At 64.4% G+C, this 24,354-nt stretch carries 23 protein-coding genes and 3 pseudogenes; 10 read left to right on the top strand and 16 right to left on the bottom strand.

The features are described 5' to 3' along the window. Positions 1–2: 2 nt before the first annotated feature. The gene (locus CIT39_RS20210; protein WP_094977502.1) at positions 3–428 is read left to right on the top strand and encodes an HIT family protein; all 426 of its coding nucleotides are present in this window, start codon (positions 3–5) and stop codon (positions 426–428) included. 13 nt (positions 429–441) lie between these two features. Here the strand turns inward: CIT39_RS20210 and tsaA are convergent, their stop codons facing one another. The 4 genes from tsaA to CIT39_RS20230 all read right to left on the bottom strand — a co-directional run bounded on the left by tsaA (position 442) and on the right by CIT39_RS20230 (position 3,199). Beyond that, positions 442–933 carry a tRNA (N6-threonylcarbamoyladenosine(37)-N6)-methyltransferase TrmO gene (gene tsaA / locus CIT39_RS20215; RefSeq protein WP_094977501.1) on the bottom strand — a complete coding sequence of 164 codons (492 nt, stop codon included), beginning with the start codon at positions 931–933 and terminating at the stop codon, positions 442–444. A gap of 30 nt (positions 934–963) precedes the next feature. Next, positions 964–1,314, bottom strand: coding sequence for an AzlD domain-containing protein (locus tag CIT39_RS20220; protein ID WP_094977500.1), 351 nt, complete (start codon positions 1,312–1,314; stop codon positions 964–966). Continuing rightward, positions 1,311–2,051 (bottom strand): AzlC family ABC transporter permease, encoded by a 741-nt coding sequence (locus CIT39_RS20225; RefSeq protein WP_094977499.1) that lies wholly within the window; start codon positions 2,049–2,051, stop codon positions 1,311–1,313. The genes CIT39_RS20220 and CIT39_RS20225 overlap by 4 nt, the downstream gene beginning before the upstream one ends. A gap of 110 nt (positions 2,052–2,161) precedes the next feature. Next, the gene (locus CIT39_RS20230; protein ID WP_094977498.1) at positions 2,162–3,199 is read right to left on the bottom strand and encodes a transglycosylase SLT domain-containing protein; all 1,038 of its coding nucleotides are present in this window, start codon (positions 3,197–3,199) and stop codon (positions 2,162–2,164) included. 15 nt (positions 3,200–3,214) lie between these two features. Between CIT39_RS20230 and CIT39_RS33220 the strand changes: the two are divergent. Next, positions 3,215–3,898: pseudogene (locus CIT39_RS33220) on the top strand (type 2 periplasmic-binding domain-containing protein). A 72-nt stretch (positions 3,899–3,970) separates the two neighbouring features. On the opposite strand, the gene CIT39_RS20245 reads toward CIT39_RS33220, so the two are convergent. The 8 genes and pseudogenes from CIT39_RS20245 to CIT39_RS20280 all read right to left on the bottom strand — a co-directional run bounded on the left by CIT39_RS20245 (position 3,971) and on the right by CIT39_RS20280 (position 9,586). Then, entirely contained in the window at positions 3,971–4,171 is a 201-nt protein-coding gene (locus CIT39_RS20245; RefSeq protein WP_094977497.1) for a hypothetical protein, read from the bottom strand. A 42-nt stretch (positions 4,172–4,213) separates the two neighbouring features. Continuing rightward, a complete protein-coding gene (locus tag CIT39_RS20250; protein WP_244607411.1) occupies positions 4,214–4,453 on the bottom strand; it encodes a hypothetical protein in 240 nt (79 codons plus the stop codon). Positions 4,454–4,513: 60 nt separating this feature from the next. Next, positions 4,514–5,812: a glycoside hydrolase family 130 protein gene (locus tag CIT39_RS20255; protein WP_094977495.1), complete on the bottom strand. Its 1,299-nt coding sequence runs from the start codon at positions 5,810–5,812 to the stop codon at positions 4,514–4,516. Positions 5,813–5,847: 35 nt separating this feature from the next. Then, positions 5,848–8,132, bottom strand: a pseudogene (locus CIT39_RS20260) (glycosyltransferase family 4 protein). After that, the gene (locus CIT39_RS20265) at positions 8,129–8,296 is read right to left on the bottom strand and encodes a hypothetical protein (RefSeq protein WP_334272995.1); all 168 of its coding nucleotides are present in this window, start codon (positions 8,294–8,296) and stop codon (positions 8,129–8,131) included. The pseudogene CIT39_RS20260 and the gene CIT39_RS20265 overlap by 4 nt, the downstream one beginning before the upstream one ends. Positions 8,297–8,352: 56 nt before the next feature. Beyond that, positions 8,353–9,150, bottom strand: a complete 798-nt coding sequence (locus CIT39_RS20270) for a class I mannose-6-phosphate isomerase (RefSeq protein WP_334272996.1) — start codon at positions 9,148–9,150, stop codon at positions 8,353–8,355. After that, a complete protein-coding gene (locus CIT39_RS20275) occupies positions 9,144–9,392 on the bottom strand; it encodes a type VI secretion system-associated protein TagO (protein WP_094977492.1) in 249 nt (82 codons plus the stop codon). Before CIT39_RS20275 ends, CIT39_RS20270 begins: the two co-directional genes overlap by 7 nt. Further along, the gene (locus tag CIT39_RS20280) at positions 9,389–9,586 is read right to left on the bottom strand and encodes a hypothetical protein (protein ID WP_244607412.1); all 198 of its coding nucleotides are present in this window, start codon (positions 9,584–9,586) and stop codon (positions 9,389–9,391) included. The genes CIT39_RS20275 and CIT39_RS20280 overlap by 4 nt, the downstream gene beginning before the upstream one ends. A 447-nt stretch (positions 9,587–10,033) precedes the next feature. Here CIT39_RS20280 and CIT39_RS20285 point away from each other — a divergent pair, with 447 nt between their 5' ends. After that, positions 10,034–10,672 (top strand): HAD family hydrolase, encoded by a 639-nt coding sequence (locus CIT39_RS20285; RefSeq protein WP_094977491.1) that lies wholly within the window; start codon positions 10,034–10,036, stop codon positions 10,670–10,672. Here the strand turns inward: CIT39_RS20285 and CIT39_RS20290 are convergent. After that, a complete protein-coding gene (locus CIT39_RS20290; RefSeq protein ID WP_094977490.1) occupies positions 10,669–11,709 on the bottom strand; it encodes a phenylacetaldoxime dehydratase family protein in 1,041 nt (346 codons plus the stop codon). The genes CIT39_RS20285 and CIT39_RS20290 overlap by 4 nt on opposite strands. A 28-nt stretch (positions 11,710–11,737) precedes the next feature. Then, positions 11,738–12,754, bottom strand: a complete 1,017-nt coding sequence (locus tag CIT39_RS20295; protein ID WP_094977854.1) for a carbon-nitrogen hydrolase family protein — start codon at positions 12,752–12,754, stop codon at positions 11,738–11,740. Positions 12,755–12,949: 195 nt separating this feature from the next. Between CIT39_RS20295 and CIT39_RS20300 the strand changes: the two genes are divergently transcribed. The 6 genes and pseudogenes from CIT39_RS20300 (at position 12,950) to CIT39_RS20325 (ending at position 19,379) form a co-directional block, all read left to right on the top strand. Then, on the top strand, positions 12,950–13,906 hold the full coding sequence (locus tag CIT39_RS20300) for an AraC-like ligand-binding domain-containing protein (RefSeq protein WP_094977489.1): 957 nt from the start codon (positions 12,950–12,952) through the stop codon (positions 13,904–13,906). Positions 13,907–14,101: 195 nt separating this feature from the next. Then, the gene (locus CIT39_RS20305; protein WP_094977488.1) at positions 14,102–15,496 is read left to right on the top strand and encodes a methyl-accepting chemotaxis protein; all 1,395 of its coding nucleotides are present in this window, start codon (positions 14,102–14,104) and stop codon (positions 15,494–15,496) included. A gap of 174 nt (positions 15,497–15,670) precedes the next feature. Next, complete coding sequence (locus CIT39_RS20310; protein WP_162308594.1) at positions 15,671–16,696, top strand: aldo/keto reductase; 1,026 nt, start codon at positions 15,671–15,673, stop codon at positions 16,694–16,696. Positions 16,697–16,945: 249 nt separating this feature from the next. Continuing rightward, positions 16,946–17,284 (top strand): c-type cytochrome, encoded by a 339-nt coding sequence (locus tag CIT39_RS20315; protein ID WP_094977486.1) that lies wholly within the window; start codon positions 16,946–16,948, stop codon positions 17,282–17,284. Between the two features lie 90 nt (positions 17,285–17,374). Beyond that, positions 17,375–18,795, top strand: a pseudogene (locus CIT39_RS20320) (MFS transporter). A gap of 128 nt (positions 18,796–18,923) precedes the next feature. After that, positions 18,924–19,379 (top strand): PEGA domain-containing protein, encoded by a 456-nt coding sequence (locus tag CIT39_RS20325; RefSeq protein ID WP_094977485.1) that lies wholly within the window; start codon positions 18,924–18,926, stop codon positions 19,377–19,379. Between the two features lie 67 nt (positions 19,380–19,446). Here CIT39_RS20325 and clpA read toward each other — a convergent pair whose 3' ends face one another. Continuing rightward, entirely contained in the window at positions 19,447–21,846 is a 2,400-nt protein-coding gene (gene clpA / locus CIT39_RS20330; protein WP_094977484.1) for an ATP-dependent Clp protease ATP-binding subunit ClpA, read from the bottom strand. A gap of 321 nt (positions 21,847–22,167) precedes the next feature. Beyond that, positions 22,168–22,500 carry an ATP-dependent Clp protease adapter ClpS gene (gene clpS / locus CIT39_RS20335; protein WP_063194953.1) on the bottom strand — a complete coding sequence of 111 codons (333 nt, stop codon included), beginning with the start codon at positions 22,498–22,500 and terminating at the stop codon, positions 22,168–22,170. 480 nt (positions 22,501–22,980) lie between these two features. Here clpS and CIT39_RS20340 point away from each other — a divergent pair, with 480 nt between their 5' ends. Continuing rightward, entirely contained in the window at positions 22,981–24,324 is a 1,344-nt protein-coding gene (locus CIT39_RS20340) for a TadE/TadG family type IV pilus assembly protein (RefSeq protein WP_094977482.1), read from the top strand. Positions 24,325–24,354: the final 30 nt, after the last annotated feature.

Raw genomic sequence — 24,354 nt, forward strand, 5'->3', positions numbered from 1 at the left:
ACATGACCGCCTACGACACCAACAACATCTTCGCAAAAATCCTGCGCGGCGAGCTGCCCTGCTCCAAGGTCTACGAGGACGAGCACGTCTTCGCCTTCCTCGACATCATGCCGCGCGTGCCCGGCCACACGCTGGTGATCCCGAAGGCTCCTGCCCGCAACATCCTCGACATCAAGCCCGACGACTACGCCTACGTCGCTCGCGGCGCGCACAAGATCGCCGCCGCCGCAATGCAGGCCTTCAAGGCCGACGGCATCACCATCCAGCAGTTCAACGAGCCCGCCGGTGGGCAGGTGGTGTTTCACCTGCACATGCATGTGATGCCGCGCCATGACGGCGTGGCCATGCTGCCGCCCGCCAGCCGCAAGGAAGACGCCAAGGTGCTGGAAGAGCATGCGGCGAAGCTGATCGCGGCGTTGAAGGGGTAGCTCTATCCACGCGTCATTCCGTCTCGAAATCGCCCTTCTGCGGCGCCGCCAGCGGCGTGAACTCGCAGCGGTCGGGCTTGATGTCGATCAGCGGCGTGTTGTCGAGACAATCGAGCCCGCGTACCAGGATCGCGTTGCCCTCGATGCCGACGAGCTTCACGATCGAAGTGCCGATCGGATTGGGACGCACCGGCGAGCGCAGCGAGAAGGTGCCGCGGGTCTTCTCGTTGTTCTTCGGGCTTTGCAGGATGATGTCGCGGCGCGACTGGTCGAGCCAGTAGAGCACTTCGAGATTGCTGTAGAAATCCACGCCCTTGATGGCCGGCACGAACGGCTCGAAGATCTCAAGCCGGCAGATCGGGCCGTCCTGACGTCCCTGCCGCGGCGTCTCCAGCCGCGAGGTCCAGGGCGTGCGGACGCGGCCAATGAAGACCAGGCCGGCATCCTGCGCGGGCGGCAGCTCGATGGCGACCTCGCCCTCGCGGAGCTCGTTCTTGCGAACCATATTTCCGATTCCTTGCTGGTGGGCAGGATTTTAGCCCAACCACCACTTGCCGGCCAGCATGAAGACTTCGCCGGTCACGACACCCGCGAAGATCGAACGGCGGGTCAGCAGGAACACGACGAGGCCGGCGCCAACGGCGCCATAGCGCAGGGTATCAGGCACGCTTGCCAGCGCGCCCGGCGGCTCGACCACGATCTGGGCGATGACGCCGGCCAGGATCGCGGTTGCAATCGCCCGCACCCAGACCAGCAGCTCGGAGCCCTCGTCGATGCCGCTGCCGAACCACAGGCCGAGCATGCGCCAGATCTGGTTGGGAACGACGCCGGCGACGAACAGCACGACGAGCGCCTGCCAGTCGCCGATGAGCTGCGCGTAGCTCATGCGCGCACCTCCCGCCACCAGTGCACGCCATAGGCGATCGTACCGGCCGCAAGCCCGCTGACGAGGATGTCGACGCCGGAGTTCATCTTCGCGGCCAGCGGATAGAGCAAGACACCGAGCGCCAGCGCGACCACGTCGGCGGCTTCGCGGCTGTTGCGCGCGGTCGAGAACAGGAAGGACAGAGGCGTCAGCATCAGGATCGCGGCGCCAAGCGTCTGCGTCAGGTTGGCGGCGAGGAAATAGCCTACCGTGTTGGCGGTGAGACACACCGAGACCAGGCCAAAGCCAAGTCCGTTGACGAAGGCGATCCGCCGCTCGCGCGGCACAAGCGGCAGGAATCGATGGCATTCGACCCACAGCGTCACGGCCGTGAGATGCGCCGCGAAGAACAACTCACGCCGCCTGGTGGTCGGCGTGCGCATCAAGGGCAGCACCGAAACCACCATCGGAAACAGCCTGATGGCGCTGACGGTGACCGCGATCGCCGACTGGATGATGGTGGCGCCGGAGCCGAGCGTGGTGATCAGGATGATCTGCGCCGGACCGGCCCAGACGAACAGCGTCGAGCAGAGCGCCCAGAGCAGGCTGAAATGGGTGTCGTGGGCGAGCGCGCCGATACCGAGATAGGTCGCGAACAGGACGAGCGTGAGGATCGTCTGCGTGACCGAGCGCAGACCCCAGCCGAAGGCAAGCCAGGAACTATTCCATTGCGGTGAGTCGAGTGGAGGAAGTGCCACGGAGCTTTTTGGATGGGTTGCGGAATCGTGCCCGCATAACGGGCAATACGGCGGCTCGCGTCAAGGAACCGCGTGGCGGGGCTGGCATGCGCGACACCCCCACCGCCGCCCTACCCGCTCACACCCTTGTTCTTGAGCACGAAGCACGCCCCGCCGGCCTTCCTGATCCGGTTGCAGAGATCATCCGCCTCGCTGCGCGTGTCTGCGCCGATGCGGACCTGATAGAACGCACGCGTGCCGCGGCTGCGCATCACCGAACTCAGCAGGCTCGGATCGCGCTCGCCGATCGCGGCGCCGAGCCGCGTGACCGCGCGGGAATACATCGCCAGCGCCCTGTTGCGGTCGAAGCCGGCGGCGAGCTGCACGCCCCAGGCCTTTGCGGCCGCAAGCTCGACGTGCTGCTCGAGCTCGGCCACAAAGGCATTCGGCGCGCGCTTGAGCAGCGCCATCAGGTCTCGGCAGCTCGTCGGCGGCGCGCTCGGCGGTCCCTTGCCGGTGGCGCCCGCCTTGGCCCAGGCATCGACGCTCGTGCCGGTGATGGCGAGGACGTAGTTGCGGGTCTGCTCCGGCATTCCGCCGGTGCCGGCGAGCCATTCCTGCACGCGCCGCGGGCCGGCATTGTACGCCGCCGCGGCAAGACCGAGATTGCCGAACTGGTTGCGCAGCTCGTTGAGGAATTCCGCCGATTTCGGCAATGCCTGCACCGGATTGAACGGATTGAGCAGCCCGCGCTCGCTTGCCGTGCCCGGCATGAACTGCGCGATCCCCTGTGCCTGCGCGCCGCTGCGTGTCGTGGGGCCGACCGCATCGGCCTGGAAGCGGCTTTCCTGCCAGATCACCCGGGCGAAGAATTCCAGCGGGAGATTGGCATCGCGCGCGGCGGCCTCCACGATCAGGCAGATCGACTCCCGCGTGTCGCTCTCGCGCGCCTCGGATTTCTCCGGCGGTTTCGCGGGCTCCTCGGCGCTCGGCACCGCCGTGTCGGGCTTTGCGGGCGGATCATCCGCCGCCAGTGCCGGAATCGCCGAGACGAGCAGCGCAGCGATCACGGGCCATGCAATCCGCCTCAACCATGGGTAGGCGGCGCTGTGGCGCGCCCCGGTGCGGCATGCAACAAGGTGATCTGCCCAGTCGTGGCATCCTGCCATGGTTCGATGAGTTCTATGCTGCCTGACCTGTCTCTCCCAATGCGTTACCCCGCCAAACGGATCCGCGTCATATTCGCCCTTGTCGCACTGGTGCTGAGCCTCGCGCCGGCGGTTCGCTCAGGTCACCTCTCAGGTCACCTGGCAAATGACCACGGAATACCCCGAGAATAACATCTCCGGGATCGGGCTCACCACCTTTGCCAGCCGGGGTTCCGAGCGCACGAACGGTTTCGTGACCGCGACCAACGCCTTCGACAACCGGCTCAAGATCAATTCCGGCGAGATGCCGCGCTTGCGGGTTTGAAGGAGCATCGGCTGAACGCGTTCCTCACCTCCGGCGACGGCGGCGCAGGGCGCAAGCTCTGGGACTTCCTGCCGCACTTCACCGCCATCAACTATGCGATGCCGGTCTCGATCGCGTTCGTCCGCAGCGACGTCTTTACCGCGCTGCCCGAGCCGATGCAGCGCGAGGTGCTGGCCGCGGCCGCAGAAACCGAGCAAAGCCAGTTCGCGCTATTGGCCCACCGCACCTCCGATAATTACGCGCGCATGCGCGACAACGGCGTCGCCATCGCCGAACCGGCGCCGCAATCCCTGCTCGCCGCGCTCCGGAAGGCCGCAACGGCCGCGGTCACCGCCTGGGAAGCGCAGGCCGGTGCGGACGCCGCCGCGATCGTCGAATGGGCCCGGCAGCAATGACGCGAGCACGCCCGCCGTTGGCATGCCTACGGCTCACTGTGTTGAAACAACAGCCGGCCTCGCCTTTCGTTGTTAATTTTTGACCGGGACCAGGCTTGCGCCGCTGATGGCGCGGTCAAGGGCGTCAATCAGCGCCTGAAATTCGACGAACTTGTTGCGCGCCCGCTCGGCCGTGTCACGCTCGAAAGGCGCCGCCAGCACTTTCGCGTGCGCGTCCCTGTCCTCGATCATGCGATCACGGGCCTTCTTCAGTATCTCAAGTTGCTCGCTCATGGAGTCTCCTCTGCGCAGATCTGTTCGATCCCGACCAAGCTCTCAGTCGAAGCCCGGCGGCAGCTCGCCCTTCCGGAAGAACACCACGGGTTCATCGTCATAGTCCCCCATTTCCGGATCGCCGCTGGACGAGAACCCAACCACGCCGAGCCTGCTCAAGGCCAGCCTCTCCGCGGTTCGCAGAGCGCCACTTTCCGATTTGCAGACGATCGGTGCGTCGGCCTTCAGATTTCCACCCTTGCCGGCGTTGAATGCCTGCACCACGTAGGTTGTTGCTCGCATCACGAAGCCTCCTTTGCCGATTGATGGATCCAGGTAACGTCAACGACTGCGAAGCCGCGCTCAGCGCCGCATCGCATCCATGAGCGCCGCAATTTTGATCGTCGCGAAACTGGAGAAGGTGTCGGACACGGCATATGGCAGGATGATCTGGTCATTGTGCCTCATCGCACCGCAGGTGTAGACGACGTTGGGGACATACCCTTCGCGCTCGGACGGCTCAGGCCGCAACAGCGGCTCGCTCGAACGCGCCAGCACCTTCGATGGGTCACGCTTGTCGAGCAGCGCCGCTCCGATCGAGTATTTGCGGACCGGCCCGACCCCGTGCGTCAGCAGCAACCAGCCCTCGTCGAGTTCGATCGGCGACCCACAATTGCCGATCTGCACGAACTCCCATGGAAATTGGGGTTTCAGAAGGAGCTGGCCGCTTTCCCACGTGTAGAGGTCATCCGAATAGATCAGATACAGGTTCTCATTGTCTTGTCGCGCGATCATGGCATAGCGGCCGCCGATCTTGCGCGGGAACAACGCCATCCCCTTGTTGTGTGCCGCAGCGCCCCGCAAAGGCGTCAGTCGAAACGACATGAAATCGCTGGTCTCGATCAACTCGGATCGAATCGCCCGACCGCTGTAAGCCGTGTAGGTCGCGTAGTACGCTTCCCGATCGCCGTCGTTGAATTTGACAAACCGCACATCCTCGATGCCGTTCGATTGGGATTCGGTCACGGGAAAGATGACTCGCTCGCTGAGGTCTTGCTCGGGCCTGAACGTCAATTCCACGGACTCGCCGTCCGGGCCGGATATGCGACGGTTGATCCGGGGAACCGAGGCAAGGCGCACCGTCGGATCGACGGCCAGGCTTCCGTCGACCGCAATCGTTCCGGTTCGAAACGTCAGCGACGATACGTGGCCTTCGCCGATGGCACGGAGACTCATGATGAAGCGTACCGCCCCGTGCGGCGTCCCCGTTTGGTCGGGGTGTGGCACGATGCTGGGGTTGAACAAGGCAGACGCCTCGAACGAATACTCGCTGAGAAAATAGGCGCCGACCAGCTGGCGCTGGGTCTTTGAGAATGCGCCATGCTTCATGAAAGCATCTTCCATCTCGTCGGCGCGGGCCTCGAAGCTCTCCAGGAGGTTACGATGTCGCCCCTGGAAATTGTCCAGGACGTCCGCCAGCTGCGCTGCGACGGCTTCCGAACTAAGCGCCAGAACCCGGTCGACGATATGGTTTGCGCGCATCTTGTCGGTCGGATTCAAGTCGCGGGGTTCGGTTGCCGGCTTGAACGGCCGCACGATGACCCGCGCTGGATCGGGCCGCAGGTGGAGCGCCTGCCGGTTTAGGAAAGAAGCGTATGGCACGGGTGTCCTCGGCTAGCTGCATGGGAGGGGGAAATTCAGGCGCCCACGGCACGCAAGGGTGCGGGCTTTGTCATCAGGCTCTGGGCACGCGCGAGCTGACGCATCTCGGCAAGGCCGAGGAGATAGCAAACGACCGACTCGCCGCCGCGGTTTTCGTTCGCCCGATCGGGGTGCAATCCATCACGGCAACTGCCGGTGATCGGATCAGCCAGCGCCACCGAGAGGTCGTTCCTGCCAAGAAACCAGGCGAAGGCCCGCATGGCCATGGCTTTCCATTCGGCATCGCCTTCGCCACGCCACGCGGCCAGACACGCGGCAATCGTCGCCGTCGCCTCCACCGGCTGCTGATCGAAGGCACGGGGGGGCTGCCGCTGCTCTCCGAAGCCAGCGGTACCGACCGGCCGGAAATAGCCCGCCGCGGACGTTTGCTGCGTCATGAGCCAGCGCAGAGACCTCAATCCGGCATCGAGATATCGAGGCATCTGTGTCGCCATACCCGTGAGGATCAGGGCCTGCGGCAATCGCGCGTTCTCGTAGGCCAGCCCTTCCTCGAACCATATCCAATCCGGCGTCTCGACCGACGTCAGGCAGGACATCAACCTGTCGGCCAGGGAATGCCGGACTTCCCTGGCGTGAACATCGTCTGGGGCTACGGCGCAGTAAGCGTCCAGACCCAGCAGCATGAACGCCCACGCACGGGGCGAGCGGAAGCTCTCCGCGATCGACAATGCCTGGGCGAACAAGGCAGCAGCCCATAGGCGCCGGGCCGGGCTCGCGTCTCTGCGCGCGGCCTCACCCAACGCCCATAGCGTCCGTCCGTGACTGTCTTCGGAGCCCCTGTCCTCGAGCCAGGTTCGATCGAAGCCCATGAAGTTGCGAAACTGCCTGGTGTCGGGATTCCAGGCATGCTGTACGAAGGCTGCAAATCGGGTCGTCAGGACATCCGGCAGCGGCCGTTCGCCCGGACCATTGAGAGCGCAGGCTAGGAGCAACGCTCGCGCGTTGTCATCGACGCAATAGCCGTGCGCGCGATCAGGCACCGAATGTACCGCATGTTGGAACAGGCCGACATCGTCGCACATCGATAGAAAGTAGCCGATCTGCATATCGGGCGGCGCCGGACTACGTAGTTCCGGCGCGCCCACGTCGGAGCGCACGAAGACCTTCAACCTATGTCCCTGCCGTGCAGTCTCGAAGACGGCCGCGTAGCGCTCAGCCACCCGCTCCCAGGTCATCATCCGGCTCGCCGCATAGGCACGCCGAGACATCGCCTGCCGGCGGGCGGCGTCGGTCAGCAGGTTGGCGATCTCGCTGCCGATCGCTGCAGCGTCGCCGAACGGCACCAGAACTCCACACTCGTCGGCAAGCAGCTCGCGTGCGTGCCAATATGGCGTCGAGACAACCGGCTTCCCCATTCCAAAACTGTAGGCCAGGGTGCCCGACGTCATCTGGGCCTCGTTGAGATAAGGCGTGACATAGACGTCGCACATCGAGATGAATTCGAGCAGCGTCGCCAAATCGGCGAACCGGTCGAGGAACACGACGTGATCGTCTATTCCGAGTTCACGGACCCGCGCCATCAGGCCTTCGCGATAGGCTTCGCCCTCGTTCCGAACCAGGTTGGGGTGCGTCGCGCCGAGCACGACGTACACCGCGTTCTCGCAGCGCCTCAGAATCGAAGGCATCGCGTCGATCATCACGTCGATGCCTTTGTTGGGCGAAAGCAGGCCGAATGTCAGGATCACCGATTTTTGCTCGAATCCGAGCCTGGCCTTCGCGGCATCGGGCTCGGCGAAGGCGACATCGGGAATGCCGTGGGGGATGACCTCGATCTTGTCGTCGGGCACCAGATAGACATCGTGCAGCAACTCGCGGCCCTTGTGGGCCATCACCACGACCTTCGACGACGCATCGACGATGCGCTCCATCACCGTCCGTTGGGCGGGTGACGGTTTGGCCAGCACCGTATGGAACGTCGTCACCACCGGCATGGCAAGGCGAGACAGCAGCACCAGGATGTGTGCCCCGGCTTCACCGCCGAAAATGCCAAACTCGTGCTGCAGGCAGACGGTGTCGAACTGACCGGCATTGAGGAAATCGCGGCACGCATGTAGTCTTCGATATTGTTATCCCTGATCTGGAAAGCGACCGCCGGAGGATAATCATAGGTCTGGCCGCGATCGGTCATCGCCACGATGCAAGCCTCCAGGTCCGGGCGCGCAATCGATATCGCGTTCTTCAGGTCGGTCGTATAGGTCGCAATTCCGCACCGGCGAGGCAACGAGTTGCCGATGACGGCGATACGGCGGAGCGGCGTCATGTCAGCACCTCGATGATTTCACTGCCGGAGAGAGCGTCGGTGGGTTGTGTCATGCGTTCGCTGCGATCTTGCAGCAAGGATGCAACTGGATCCGGTCCCGGATAGGCGATCAGGATGCTCATCCCGCTTGAGCCAACGTCGATGCCGGCACTATCGGATTCCATGAAGATTGCGTCCCCGACCGTTGCCTTTGCCCGTCCGATGCGTCCCTCCCCCTCGATCACGAGAATCCAGGCTTCCCGATCGGTCTGGAGTCCCCAGAGCGAATTCGCCGAAGGTCGATCCGCTCGAACACGAAATACGAACTCGCGACGAGAACCAGTCGCGCATCGGTGAGGCGTCTCGGAGGCGGTTGTGTCGGAGGTGGCCCCGCTTCGGAGGCAGCCACGACGCTGTCCTCGTGCAATTCGCGATGCCGGCCGAAATCGAACAAGCGGAATGTCGCGTCGCTGCGCTGCTGGATTTCGGCGAGCACGATATCGGCGCCGATGGCGTGGATCGTACCGCCGGGAACGAAGATGACGTCGCCTTGCGCCACAGGACGCCATTGCACGAGATCCGCAATCGAGCCGTCCCCGATCGCTTCGCGTAACTCTTGCGGCGTGAGATGCCGATTCAATCCCAACGCAATCCGCGCGCCCGGCAGCGCCGAAAGGATGTACCACGCTTCAGTTTTCCCGTTCGGCAAGCCGATGGAGCGCGCGAATGCATCATTCGGATGAACCTGGATCGACAAGGGCTCGCTGGTGAACAGCAGCTTGAGTAGGAGTGCCGGGTTGGGCGCGCTCTTGTCCGTCCGCTCGAGCCACAACTCTCCGACCGGATCAGTCGAAGCGTCGATGCTGCTCCAGGGTCGCAGATCGAGGCGGCCCAGGGTTTGCGAGCGATCTCTACCGAGGCATGCTCGATGGTCATCTGTTGTCCGACTCAAGCATGGCAGATCCTCCTGTTCATGGCGCCTGTTCGCGCCATCGGCCGTCTGCCAAGCCCGCGCCGCTCGGTTAACAGACCTCAACAACCGCGGCAGATGTTCTTCAGCTTCGCCGCGGTTCGAGCCTCTTCTGCAACGAACGGGTCCTTGTAAGGAGGCCGAGATGGGTCGTTCTCCACGGCACTGGGCTTCTTCAATGCCGGAGGAAACGCGGCGTCGTAACAGGCGAGCCGTCCGCTCGAGCTTTCGATTGCGCGACAATCGGATTCAGCGGCGAGCGCGCCTTGCGCGAACGTGCCGAGCGCCAATGCGACCAGGAGGGTTCTCATGTCTCGAACCCATCGAACTCGTCAGATAGCAGCAGCCGGCCTTGTGGTGTGCATATCCGCACATCGAGATAGCCTTCCTGCAAAAGTTCCCGCGCCTTCTTCAGGGCAGCACTGGTTGTGTCACGGCTCAAGCTCACATAGCCGCTTTGATCGCGACCGCTAACCAGATATTGCAGTTGCGGCGTCCTATCCATGCAGGAGAGCCGCCGCCGCCATCGCGAGCAGGAGAAATAGCGGCACCATCACCGGCGGCACGATCCAATCGGCCAAGCGAAATCGAGGCATGCACCCTCCTCCTCAGTCGGCGGGAGCGCTCGTGACCCTCAGTCACCGATGGAAGCCGTGGGAAGGGCGGTGATGCAGTTACCCTACGCTTTGGTTCTGCGAATAGCGAGCTTTTAAAGTGCCGTACGACGTCAGCGAGCCCCCGATGTCGGCGTAACGGGCCATTCATTGGAGGTCCAGAGTTGCGCCGCCTGCCCGCCTCGTTTACGTCATGCCACGTTTCGTCGGTCTGGGCGGTACTTCGTCAGACCTGTCGCGATGTTCAAACACGGTGGCAGGAACTCGGAGCCGCCAATTCGCACATATGCGTCACGCCCGCGCAACGGGGGCGGCGCTTTCAACCTGGGCCTGCCGTGATGGTTACAATCTTCTTTGATCTCGACGGCACGCTCACCAACCCGAAGCCGGGGATCACGCGCTCGATCCAGTACGCGCTGGAGCGGCTGGACGTCGCGGTGCCGAGCGAGGACGAGCTGACCTGGTGCATCGGGCCGCCGCTGCACGCCAGCCTCAAGAAACTCACAGGAACCGACGAACTCGCCGACCGCGCGCTACTGCTCTATCGCGAGCGCTTTTCCGATATCGGCCTGTTCGAGAACGAGGCCTATGCCGGCATCGTGGACACGCTGACGACACTCGCCGCGACGACGCCGCGCATGTTCGTCGCCACCAGCAAGCCGGCGGTCTACGCCACCCGCATCGTCGATCATTTCGGCCTGAAACCCTATTTCGAGCGTGTGTTCGGCTCCGAGCTCGACGGCACACGCGTCGACAAGCGCGACCTGCTGCGCTACGCGCTCGACGAAGCAAAGGTCGATGCCGGCAGCGCGATCATGATCGGCGACCGCAGCCACGACGTGGTCGGCGCCCGCACCAACGGCATGACCGCGATCGGCGTGCTCTATGGTTATGGCAGCGAGGCCGAGCTCAGGGACGCCGGCGCGCATCACATCTGCGCCGCGCATCCCGAGCTGCTCGGCCATTGCGTGGCCTAAGCGGCGACCGTCTCGACCGCGGCCAGCATGCCCGTCTTCGGGTGACAATCCCGGTATTCGAAGAACTGCTCGTCCGCGGCTGCCACCGTGACCTCGTGATAGAGCCGCAGCCTGGCTGACGGCCCGAGCGTCGACAGGTATTTCATCGCGGCACCAAAAATCCTGACATGGGTCGGATGCGATTCCGCCCAGCGTTCCAGCGCCGCCAGGCTCTTCCACCAGCTCTGGCCATAGGATTTTTCGCTCACGCTGCCATCGGCCTGAAGCACCTGCATGTAGCGGTTGGCATAGCAGCCGATCGCAAGCCCGTCGTCGCGCAGGAAATCCATGCCCTCGCGCAGCACCGGCTCGACCTCGTCGAGATAGAGCTTTCGTTCCGACGCCTCGGTATCGCTCCAATCCTGTCCGGATCGGATCAGGCAGAGATTGTCATGCGCCGCCACCCGCAGCCGCGCACCGTCGCGGATCAGCTCCGGCCTACCGCCGGGCGCCATCGCGTCGGTTTGCGACAGCGGAATACGGTCGCGCATGCCGCCCCAATAAGCGTGCTCCTGCACCTCCCCGCTCATGCCGGCGGCGATGGCGGCGACACCCTCGGTCCGGTCGGGCGAGGAGAACAGCGTCTCGTGCCGCGCCACAACGGGACGCAGCACCTCGATGAAGGTGCCGACGCCGTCGCGCTGCCGTCCGGTCCATGCCGCGCGTTCCGGTTCGAACCAGGCGTCGAAGCGTGCGGTGTCGTCCCAATAGGCGACCGAGACGATGGTCTCATGGCCGGCCTGGTCGACATAGCGCGCGCGATCCCAATGCAAAGGCCCGCTCTCCGCCGAGAAGCGCTTCGCGATCTCGAGCAGCGCCTCCGTTGCGGCCGCCGGCGCAGTGCCGCGATACTGCACGCCGAAGTAAGCCATCACGACGCGGCTCACGGCCGGTTTGTAGCGCGCCACGAAAGACGGATATGGCGGCTGGTAATCATCCGGCACGCGCTTGTGGCGCGAGCGCTCAGTCTCGAGATGCTGAGGAATTGCAGATTCCATGATCGTACCCTCCCCTCGATCCCGTTGATCAGCTCGCCGCCGCGGCAATGTCCGTGGGCTCGACGGTATCCACCGGCAATGCGAACTGCTCGACGCGTTGGTACCGCTTCTTGTTGAGCAGCAGCCGCGTCACGTCGGGGCGCGAATAATGACCGGCCGGATCCGCCGCGTTCTTGGCGACGCCGATGGCACCGAGATCGATCTCGGCGATCAATAGCCCCTCCTGATCCGGCGCCAGCTTGTCGCCGATCTGGCTGCCGTCGGGCCCGTAGATCGCGGCAAAGCCGCCGCCGGCATGCAGCAGCGCGTGCTTGTCCGGCCGGTCGCAGAGTTCGTCGATCATGGCTTGCGACACCGTCGCGCACGGCGCGAGCACGAAGCAGGAGCCCTCCACCGCATAGACGCGCGAGGCGGCGTTGTTGACCTCCGCGCCAAGCGCCGGCGCGAAGGGATCGTAGAGCGAGAAGCTCGGCCAGGCCGCGACATGCACCTGCTCGTTCTGGGCGTACATCGCGTATTTCGACAGCGGCTGAAGATGCTCCCAGCAGCACAGCGCGCCAATGCGGCCGATGTCCGGCCTCGCGTGCACGGCGAGATCGCTGCCGTCGCCCTCACCATAGACGGTGCGCTCGGCATGGGTCGGCCGCAGCTTGCGGCGCTTGGCGATGGTCTCGCCATCGGGCCCGATCAGCCATTGTGCCAGATAGAGGCTGCCGCCGTCGCGTTCGGACAGGCCGATCACGGCGGTGAGTTTTGCTTTCCGCACGGCATCGCGCAGCCGCTCGGCCTGCGGGCTGTCATAGGACAGCGAATTGTCGAAATAGCGCTGCACGAAGCCGCGCCCGATCGCCCAGGCCGGCGAGTCCATCCAGATATGCCAGGGGTAACCGGGGATGAAGGCCTCCGGAAAGGCGATCAGCCTGGCGCCCTTCTCGGCCGCTTCTTTGATCAGCGCGATCGATTTGTCGATGGAGGCGTCGAGATCGAGCCAGGCCGGCGCCGCCTGCACCACCGCCACCTTGTATTTCGGATGTTCGATGCCCATTGCCGCCTCCATTGCCGGTTGATCGGAAGCCGTCTCCGATGCAGTCTATTGGGCCAAAGCGCGCGACCGGACGCTCGACCGCGGCGGAACAAAAACTCGACCGGCCAGGATTTAGACCCGGTACGGGATTTGCCTCCGGTCTTGCCGGATCCGCCCACGGGCGGTTTGCTGGATGGGAAAAGGGAGGCTCGCCAGATGCCAATCCAGTTCACGACGGACGGCAGCCCCGGCTATCGGCGGCTCGCCCTCTGGCAGGACATCGTCTGCGACGTCTTCGTGGGGCTCGACTGCAAGTCCGATCTCGGCAGCGCCTTTCGCGGTTCGGTCACGCAAGTCCCGCTCGGCAAGGCCGTCTGCTCCGAGGTCTGCTCCGACCGCCAGCACGTCTTCCGCACGCCCTCCCGCATCGCGCGTTCGGATCAGGACTTCGTCCTGGTCGCGCTCGGCCATCGCGGCGACGGCGGCGTGGTGCAGGACGGCCGCGAGACTGTGATCCATCCCGGCGAGTTCGCGCTCTACGACACCACGCGTCCCTATGAGCTGAAGTTCAACGACGCCTTTACGCAGACCATCTTCAAGGTGCCGCACGAGATGTTGCGGCGCCGGCTCGGCGGCAGTGAAACCCTGACGGCGATGTCGTTCGGCGCTGACGCGCCGCTCGAGCGGCTCGCCTATGATTTCATCTTCCGGCTTTGTCAGAGCGCCGACGGCCTCGCCCCCGGCAATGCCGCCGTTCTGTCCGAACAGGCCGTCGACCTGCTCGCGATGGCGCTGAGCGAGCGGCTCGGCAAGACGTCGCTGCCGTCATCGACCCACCGCTCCGCGCTGGTCTACCGGCTCAAGGCGCACGTCCGCGCCCACCTGGCCGATCCCGACCTTACATTGTCGGACACCGCGGCTGCGCTCGGCATCTCGCCGCGCTACGTGAACGACCTTCTCGCCGACGAGCAGACCTCGTTCCAGCGTTACGTCCTCGCCGAGCGCCTTGCGCAATGCCGTCGCGACCTCGCCTCGCCGGCGCTCGTCCATCGCCACATCAGCGAGATCGCCTTTGCCTGGGGTTTCAACGACCTCTCGCATTTCGGCCGCGTCTTCCGCGACCATTTCGGCATGTCGCCGCGCGATTTCAGGCAGAGCCAGCTGCGTCACTGAGATCGGTCAGGGGGAGCGTCCCTGGCGACCTCTGGCACGAAGGCGGATGCTGCGATGCAGCACGCCTCGCACCTCGGGACATAACGCGGCCGAGCGCCCTCCATTTGCAGAATTCCGATAGGAAAGCTTACGAGCCGTTCAGCTTCGGCGCCTAAAATGAAGAGGTTCATCCACCAAGCTTTGCCGGAATGCCGCATGTCCCTCTTCGCCAGTGCTGACCGCAAGCGCTCGATCGCCGGACTGAAGGTATCTAATGCCGCGCCGGACCAGCTGACGGCGTTGCAAGCCCGCGACGAGGCTCTGGCGACGTACATCGAGGCCTTGACCGAAGGCAATTTCCTCGCACCCGGCTGCGGCGGAAACGATCGCCTGTCCAAGGCCGTCTCGAAGCTCGCGGCCAGATTGGCCGGCGATGCCTCGAACAAGCTCGACGCCATCGTGGATCTCAACGTCCAGAGCAATGAAACCGCGATTTCCGCAGCCCGGATGCTCACCGCCTGCGGCGAGGTCGACCAACGCACGCAAGCCCTTGCCGCTGCCAGCGAAGAGATGGTCGCTTCGGTGGGCCAGATCCGATCCAATGCGGAGGATGCGGCTGCAAGCGCCGCCCAGATGAAGGTCGGCGCCGAACAGGGAATGTCCACCGTCCGGCTTGCATCGAAGGCGATGGAGCGCGTAGAGGCGACTGCGAACGACGCGTCGGACAAGATCCTGGCCCTCAGCGCGGCGTCCGAAGAAATCGGCGCCATCGTGGGCTCGATCGATGCGATCGCGAGGCAAACCAACCTTCTGGCGCTGAACGCGACGATCGAAGCCGCACGCGCCGGCGAAGCTGGACGTGGCTTTGCCGTGGTTGCCTCGGAGGTCAAGGGACTGTCGCAACAGACCGGCAAGGCGACCGAGGACATTCGCGAGCGGATACAACGCCTGAGAGATGAGGTCGAACTCATCGTGACCGCCATGGCCGGTTGCAAGTCAGCGGCCGCCGAGAGCAAGGGCGTCGTTACGCAACTGGGCGAGGAGATGTCCAGCGTCGAAGCTCGGACAGTCACCCTGACGGGCGGCATGGACGAGATCGCCAACATCCTCAATCAGCAGACCGAGGCCTCTCGCGAAGTGGCCGAAGGCATCGCGGCGATTGCGCGCATGACGCTGGCGAACGTCGATCAGATCAAGAGCATTTCCTCTCAGCTCGACGTCTCCCAGGGGATCGCCGGGAGGCAGCTTCAGGACATTGCAGGCCTGTCCTTCGACAACAAGATTCCGCGACTCGCCAAGGCGGACCACGTCATCTGGAAGAAGCGCCTCGCAGACATGGCGATCGGCCGCGTGACGCTGAAGGCCGACGAACTCGCAGATCATCATTCCTGCCGATTGGGCAAATGGTACTACGGCGACGGATCTCTGACGATGCGCAGTCATCGGGCGTTCGGACCGCTCGAAAGGCCGCACGCCCTCGTTCACGACCGCGGAAAACGGGCTGCGAAGCTCTTCGCGGACGGCGACCTCGCCGGCGCGCTCAGGGAAATCGCGCTCGTCGAAGAGGCGTCCACGGACGTGCTCAGGCTTCTCGACGACCTTAGTCGCTGAGGTCCGGCCGCGCGCGGCGATCACGGCCGCGAGCCTGCAAATCACAACGGCGTAGCGCGTCGACTGAACGCAGGGCCGCCATGTGCGCACGCGATGGTCCGGGCTGAATCCCTGCGCTACCATCGGACAACGCAGATGCGCGCCGCAACCAGCGCTCAGCCAAGGAGCATATCGATGGAATACCGACGCTTGGGCCGGTCAGGCCTCATGGTGCCCGCTCTGAGCCTTGGCACCGGCACCTTCGGCGGCGTCGGCCGCCTCGCGGCGTGGGGCACGACGGATGCGACCGAAGCGAGGCGCCTGCTGGACATCTGCCTCGAGGCCGGCGTGTCGATGTTCGACACCGCCGACGTCTATTCGCTCGGCGAGTCCGAGCGGGTGCTCGGCGAAGCCATCAAGGGCCGCCGCGACAAGGTGCTGGTCTCGACCAAGGCCACCTTCCGCTTCGGCGACGGCCCCAACGATATCGGCTCGTCACGGCAACATCTGCTCGCAGCCATCGACGCTTCGCTGAGCCGGCTCGGCACCGATTACATCGACCTGTTCCAGCTTCACGGCTTCGATGCCTTCACTCCGCCCGAAGAAGTCCTCTCAACGCTCGACGTGCTCGTGCGCGCCGGCAAGATCCGCTATGTCGGCGTTTCCAATTTTTCCGGCTGGCACCTAATGAAGTCGCTCTCTGTCGCCGACAAGCACGGTTTTCCGCGCTACGTCGCCAACCAGACCTATTATTCGCTGATCGGGCGCGATTACGAATGGGAGTTGATGCCGCTCGGCCTCGACCAGGGGCTGGGTGCCGTGGTCTGGTCGCCGCTCGGATGGGGACGCCTCACCGGCAAGCTTCGCCGGGGTCAGCCGAAGCCCGAGGTGAGCCGCCTGCCCAAGACCGCCGAGTTCGGCCCGCCCGTGCCGGACGAACACGTCTATCGCGTCGTCGACGCCATCGACGAGGTCGCCAAGGAAACTGGCAAGAGCGTCACGCAGATCGCGCTGAACTGGCTGCTGCAGCGCCCCACCGTGTCGACGCTGATCATCGGCGCGCGCAACGAGGCGCAGCTGCGCGAAAATCTCGGCGCGGTCGGCTGGTCCCTGACCAAGGACCAGATCGCAAAGCTCGACGCGGCGAGCAAGGTGACGCTGCCCTATCCCTACTGGCACCAGCGCACGACCTTCACCGACCGCAACCCGCCGGCGGTGTAGCGGCCAGCCCTTGAGCTGCATCAAGCCGGCGCATTGCAGCCGTGGCACCGTGCCTTCTCGCGAGGCCCCCGATGCACCGATTTGCGATGAAGGCCCTGTTCACGGCCCTCTCTTTAAGTAGAGCGGAGCGGACGCGGATCGATTGGGATCGCCGCATCCTGATCTTATCGACGGGGGTCACGATCGCCTTGATCGCACTCTACGTCTGGGCCAAAGCAACCTCGCGCTGGGAATGACGGAGTGCGCGCGATGAACAGGTTCGCGCCGGCGCTGCTGGCCGTTGGCGTTCTGTGGAGCACCGGGAGTGAGGCCCTGGACCTCGAACAGCGCCGCGCTGAAGCAATGCTGCAGCAGATGTGTGCGCGTTGCCACGCGGTCGGCCGGACGGGCACGAGCCCGAATGAGTTGGCACCGCCGTTCCGGTATCTCGGCGAGAACAAACTCTACGACCCCGACTTCATGCAGCGCCTCCAGGACGGCTACAGCAGCATTCACCGCGCCATGCCGACGGCCCGATTCGGCCGCGATGACGCGGAGGCCGTGGTAAGCTACCTCAGGGCGATTCAGGAACCGCGGAAGCCGAGATAGGGCCAAAACGGCTGCAGCTTCGGCTGGAACCATCCCGGGTCGGACCAAGTTGCGGACCAGCAAACGCGCCTCAACCGAATACGCTTCACGATGTCGTCAATCACAATCGAGCACGCCGACGGCCTGCCGCAGCCACAGCGCAACCAGGCGGTGCTGACCATTGCGCTCGGCATCATCATGGCGGTGGTCGACAGCGCCATCGCCAATGTCGCGCTGCCGACGATCGCAGCTGACTTGAACGCGAGCCCGGCCTTCTCGATCTGGATCGTCAACGGCTACCAGCTCGCCATCACGATCTCGCTGCTGCCGCTGGCTTCGCTCGGCGAGATCATCGGCTATCGCCGCGTCTATCTGGTCGGGCTGGTGCTGTTCACGTTGGCATCCGCCTTCTGCGCGCTGGCGCATACGCTGCCGCTGCTGACGGCCGCGCGCATCATCCAGGGCTTTGGCGCCGCCGGCATCATGAGCGTCAATTCGGCGCTGGTGCGCTTCACCTACCCGCGCAGCCAGCTCGGCCGCGGCATCGGGCTCAACGCGCTCGTCGTCGCCTTCTCGGCCGCCATCGGCCCGACGATCGCCGCAGGCATCCTCGCGGTCGGAAGCTGGCCGTGGCTGTTCGCCATCAACGTGCCGCTCGGGGCGGTGACGCTGCTGCTGGGCCTGCGCAGCCTACCGCACACCAAGCCCGCCAGCCATTCGTTCGACTGGCAGAGCGCGGGGCTTTCCGCGATCACCTTCGGCGTCGGCATCGCGGCCGTCGACAGCGTCGGTCACGGCGAGGCCGCCATCACCTGCCTGATCCAGTTCGCCATCGCGCTCGTCGCCGGTGCGCTGCTGATCTGGCGCGAAACCCACATGACCTCGCCGCTGCTGCCGGTCGATCTGCTGCGAATCCCGGTGTTCGCGCTGTCGATCGCGACCTCGATCGCCTCGTTCTGCGGGCAGATGCTGGCCTTCGTCGCGATGCCCTTCTACCTCCAGAGCCGCTTCGGCTATTCGGCGGTGCATATGGGCCTGTTGATCACGCCATGGCCGATCGCCGTGGCCTTCGCGGCGCCGCTCGCCGGCCGCCTGGTCGAGCGCTATCCGGCCGGCCTGCTCGGCGGCATCGGGCTGACGCTGTTCGCCTGCGGCCTCGCCGCGCTCGCCTTCGTCCCTGCGGACCCTTCGACGTTCGACGTGATCTGGCGCATGGCATTGGCGGGCGCCGGCTTCGGCCTGTTCCAGACCCCCAACAACCGCACCATGATCGCGGCCGCCCCGCGCGAACGCGCCGGCGGCGCCAGCGGCATGCTGGCACCGCGCGCCTGCTCGGCCAGACCACCGGCGCTGCGCTGGTGGCGTTGTTCCTCGGCCGCTACCCGATCGAGGGAACCCGGATCGCGCTTCTCACCGGCGTCGGTTTTGCGCTGTGCGGTGCAGTCCTGAGCATGCTGCGGCTGTCTCCCGCGGGCGCGCGCGGCGCCGAGCACGTCCGCGTGCAGGACGATCAGCGCCTGCGGGGCGACTGACGGACCCCACCTTCCGGTGCCTACCATTCCCGTGCACAACCCCCGCGCAGCTTAACTATCCGGACCAATGACCTCTTGCGCTCGCGCTCCGGTTGCGCTTGATTGGCGCGGGGAATAAGGGGCATTTCATGCGTTTCGTGGGAATTGCGGCGCTCGGCGTCATGCTGGGCGGCTGCGCGTCTGTCACGCGCGGCACGACCGAGAACATCAGCATCTCATCGACACCTTCAGGCGTGGAAGCCGTCGTCAGCGGACTGGAAGTTCCGACCACCTGCACGACGCCCTGCTCCGTGGTCGTCAAGCGGAACGCAGACATTTCGATCACCTTCCAGAAGGAAGGCTATGAACCGCAGATCGTGCCGCTCAGCAGGGATATCCCGACGTCGGGCGCCGCCGGCTTTGCCGGCAATCTCCTGCTTGGCGGCGTGGTCGGCATGGGCGTCGACGCCGCGACGGGAGCGGCCACCGATCACAAGCCCAATCCAGTCATCGTGACGATGCAGCCAACGGTCCGCGCCAGGCCCGTCGCTCCGAAGAGGCAGCGAACGCCGGCACCGGCGCCAGCGCCCGAAGCAGGGACGTAACGGATCACGCACAGCCTCAGAAACAAAAGGCCGGCTTTTCAGCCGGCCTTTTTCAATTCGGTGCCGATCAAGCCTTGACCAGCGGGCCCTTGGAGGCCGGCCCCTTCGGGCCGCCCGGCTTGGACTTGCCAGGCGGGCGCTTGCGGGCGCCGGGGAGCTTCTCCTGCTTCGGCGTGACCGGCCCCTCGACGAATTCGAAGCCGATCTTGTCCTTGGTCTCGTCGGCCTCGTCCTTGGCCAGGATGACGCGGACGTGGCCGCCGCCCTTGAGCTTGCCGAACAGCACCTCGTCAGCCAACGGCTTCTTGATGTGCTCCTGGATCACGCGGGCCATGGGACGTGCGCCCATCTGCTCGTCGTAACCGTGCTGGACCAGCCAGGCCTTGGCGGGTTCGGACAGCTCGATGGTGACGTCGCGATCGCCAAGCTGGGCTTCGAGCTGAAGCACGAACTTCTCGACCACGGTGCCGATCACCTCGACGCTGAGATGGCCGAACGAGACGATGGCATCGAGGCGGTTGCGGAATTCCGGCGCGAACTGCCGGTTGATCGCCTCGTGGTCGTCGCCCTCCCGCTTGGAGCGCGTGAAGCCGAACGCCTGCTTGGCGAGATCGGAAGCGCCCGCGTTCGTGGTCATAATCAGGATCACGTTGCGGAAATTGACCTGCTTGCCGTTGTGGTCGGTGAGCCGGCCGTGATCCATGATCTGCAGCAGCACGTTGTAGAGGTCGGGATGCGCCTTCTCGATTTCGTCGAGCAGCACCACGCAATGCGGATGCTGGTCGACGCCGTCGGTCAACAGGCCGCCCTGGTCGAAGCCGACATAGCCGGGAGGCGCGCCAATCAGGCGCGATACCGTGTGACGCTCCATGTATTCGGACATGTCGAAGCGCAACAGCTCGACGCCGAGGCTTGCCGCGAGCTGCTTTGCAACCTCGGTCTTGCCGACGCCGGTCGGACCCGAGAACAAATAGCAGCCGATCGGCTTCTCCGGCTCACGCAAGCCGGCGCGCGCCAGTTTGATCGATGCCGCGAGCGACTCGATCGCCCTGTCCTGGCCGAACACGGTGCGCTTCAGGGTCGTTTCGAGATGCTTGAGCACCTCGGCATCGTCCTTCGACACGCTCTTCGGCGGGATCCGCGCCATCGAGGCGATCGTGGTCTCGATCTCCTTGATGCCGATTGTCTTCTTGCGCTTGTTCTCGGCCACCAGCATCTGCGCCGCACCCGACTCGTCGATCACGTCGATCGCCTTGTCCGGCAGCTTGCGGTCGTGGATGTAGCGCGAGGACAATTGCACCGCAGCCTCGATCGCCTCGTTGGTGTACTTCAGCCGGTGATAGTCCTCGAAATAGGGCTTGAGGCCCTTGAGGATCGCGATCGCGTCCTCGACCGTCGGCTCGTTGACGTCGATCTTCTGGAATCGCCGCACCAGCGCGCGGTCCTTCTCGAAATGCTGGCGGTATTCCTTGTAGGTGGTCGAGCCCATGCAGCGGATCGTGCCCGAGGCCAGCGCGGGCTTGAGCAGGTTCGAGGCATCCATCGCCCCGCCCGAGGTCGCGCCCGCACCGATCACGGTGTGGATCTCGTCGATGAACAGGATGGCGTTGGGATGCGCCTCGAGCTCCTTCAGCACCTGCTTCAAGCGCTCTTCGAAGTCGCCGCGGTAACGCGTGCCCGCGAGCAGAGTGCCCATGTCGAGCGAGAACACGGTGGCGGCCGCCAGTACTTCCGGCACCTCGCTGTCGACGATGCGCTTGGCGAGGCCCTCCGCGATCGCGGTCTTGCCGACGCCGGCTTCGCCGACGAACAACGGGTTGTTCTTCTGTCGGCGGCAAAGCACCTGGATCGCGCGGTTGATCTCGGAATTGCGTCCGATCACCGGATCGATCTTGCCGTCGCGCGCCTTCTTGTTGAGATTGACGCAATAGGTCTCGAGCGCCTCGCCCTTCTTCTTGGTGTCCTCGGCGCCCTTGGCTTCGGTTTCCTCGTCGACGCCGCGCACTGGCCGCGCCTCGGAGACGCCCGGACGCTTGGCGATGCCGTGGCTGATGTAGTTGACCGCGTCATAGCGCGTCATGTCCTGCTCCTGCAGGAAGTACGCGGCGTGGCTCTCGCGTTCGGCGAAGATCGCGATCAGCACGTTGGCACCGGTCACCTCTTCGCGACCGGAGGATTGCACGTGGATCACCGCGCGCTGGATCACGCGCTGGAAGCCGGCGGTCGGCTTGGCGTCGTCGGCGCCATCGGTGACCAGATTCTCGAACTCGGTCTCAAGATAATTGACTAGGCTCGTGCGGAGCTTGTCGAGATCGACGCTGCAGGCGCGCATGACCGCGGCTGCATCGGAATCGTCGATCAGGGAGAGCAACAGATGCTCGAGCGTCGCGTATTGGTGATGACGCTCGTTTGCGATCGCCAGTGCACGATGCAGGGATTGTTCAAGGCTTTGAGAAAAAGTCGGCATTCGCGTCCTCTATGGCCCCCACCATCATGATCGCCATCGCCCGGTCAGGCAACAACAACCTTTGTCACATATAGTTATACAAAACCGCGGCGAAAGACCGGTTCCGCGACTCCGGCAGGCGACAGCCCTGCGGTATTTTCGATGCAAAACCCGTTCCGATCTCGGTCGGCATCGGCGCCGGTGGAGAATCCGTAGTTTTGCCGACTCACGGACGTCGCGCGGCGGCATCACGCGGCAATCACACTGCGGCCGACACGCGCGCCGGCTTCACACTTCAAGGACACGCGCCAAGGACAAGCGCAAAGAATACGCTAGGGCGCCCTACTTCTTTTCCATCACGCATTGCAACGGATGCTGATGCTTGCGGGCGAAATCCATCACCTGCGTCACCTTGGTCTCGGCGATCTCGTAGGTGAACACGCCGCACTCCCCGATGCCATGATGATGGACGTGCAGCATGATCTTGGTCGCCGCCTCGATGTCCTTGTTGAAGAACTTCTCCAGCACGTGGACGACGAACTCCATCGGCGTGTAGTCATCGTTCAGGATCAGCACGCGGTAGAGGTTCGGCCGTTTGGTCTTGGGCTTGACCTTGGTGATGACCGAAGTGTTCGGACCCGAGGGGGTGCCCGAACGGTTCTCGTCATTGCTCATGCGAGGAGCGTCGGCAGCGGCTGGCGCGGACGGGTCGGGTCTGGAAGTCAATTGCGGCATGGCTCAGGCGTTCAAATTCCCCATGGAAGCGAATGGCGGTCGCCACGCGACTCCGCCTTCGGAGCCTGTCGCAGGCGCGCCGCCTTGTTGGATCGCCGCTCCCGACAATCCGGTCCAAACCGGATCGTTCGCCAGCAATATGGGCCTGCCCCCGGCTCGCCGCAAGCTTGCAGAGGTCCGGCCGATGCGGCCATAGCGGTCCCGATTCCCGGTTCGGGCGATCGGAGCAAGGTTAAACAATCCGGACCGATTTGACAAAAATTTCGCCACCGCGCCTTTAGAACCTGTTGACTAGGAACCGCGGTTGTTAACCCGGATGCGACGGTTTCACGCGGTACCTCCGGCTTTCTACGGTCGAGTTTACCTGCCGTTCAATGGCGTGGCGCGAAATCGGGCAAAACACCGATCTCGGGGATTGTCATGTCTCGCCTACCGCTCGTCAGCCGCCTTGGTCGACAATTCGCCCGCTTCGCAGCGGCCGAGCAAGGCAATATCGCCGTGATCTTCGCCATCGCGCTGGTCCCGGTGCTGAGCTTCGTCGGCGCCGCAATCGACTACAGCCGCGCCGCCCAGGCCCGCGCCTCCATGCAGTCGGCCCTGGACTCCACCGCGCTGATGCTTTCCAGAGATCTGTCGGCCGGCACGATCACGACGTCGCAGATCAGCAGCAAGGCGCAGACCTACTTCAATGCGCTGTTCACCAACACCACGACCCTGCCATCGGTCAGCGTCGGAGCCACCTATAACGCGAGCACCAGCATCGGCTCGACAATCCAGCTGACCGGAACCGGCACTTACACGACCAGCTTCATGAAGATCGCCGGCTTTCCGACACTCGGCATCGACACCAGCTCCACCAGCGCGTGGGGCCTGACGCGAATGCGCGTGGCCCTGGTGCTCGACAACACCGGGTCGATGGCCCAGGACGGCAAGATGGCGGCGATGCAGACGGCCGCGAAAAACCTCGTCGACCAGCTCAGCACGCTCGCCAAGAATACCGGCGACGTCTACATCTCGATCGTCCCCTTCGCGAAGGACGTCAATGTCGGCGCTAGCAACTACAACAAATCGTGGATCGATTTCAGCGATTGGGATGCGGCCAACGGCACCTGCAACGCGAAAAACTACTGGGGACAATGCACAAGCTGGAAGCCGGCCAACCACAACACCTGGAACGGATGCGTGACCGACCGCGACCAGGATTACGACACCAAGAACACCACGCCGACCAGCGGCAATGTCGGCACGCTGTTCCCGGCGGAGCAGTACTCCTACTGCAACACCGGCAGTTCGGCCTATCTGCAGCCGGTTATGCCGCTGAGCTACGACTGGTCCGCACTCAAGACCCGGATCGACGCCATGAAGCCCACCGGCAACACCAACCAGGGCATCGGCCTGGCCTGGGGCTGGATGACGCTCTCGACCGGCGATCCCATGAACGCGCCGGCCAAGGACACCAACTACACCTACAAGGACGCAATCGTGCTGCTCTCCGACGGTCTCAACACGCAGAACCGCTGGTACAGCAACGCCTCGCAGATCGACGCGCGACAGAAGAAGCTCTGCGACAACGCCAAGGCCCAACCCAGCAACATCACGATCTACTCGGTCCAGGTCAACACCGGCGGCGATCCGACCTCGAGCGTGCTGCAATATTGCGCCAGCAGTGCCGACAAGTTCTATCTCGTGACGTCGGCCAGCCAGACCGTTTCGGTGTTCAAGGACATCGGCACATCGCTGTCGAAGCTGCGCGTGGCGCGCTGACGGATCGACCGCGTGCAAATAAAAAGCCCG

The organism is Bradyrhizobium symbiodeficiens, from assembly GCF_002266465.3.
GTDB classification, from domain to species: Bacteria; Pseudomonadota; Alphaproteobacteria; order Rhizobiales; family Xanthobacteraceae; genus Bradyrhizobium; species Bradyrhizobium symbiodeficiens.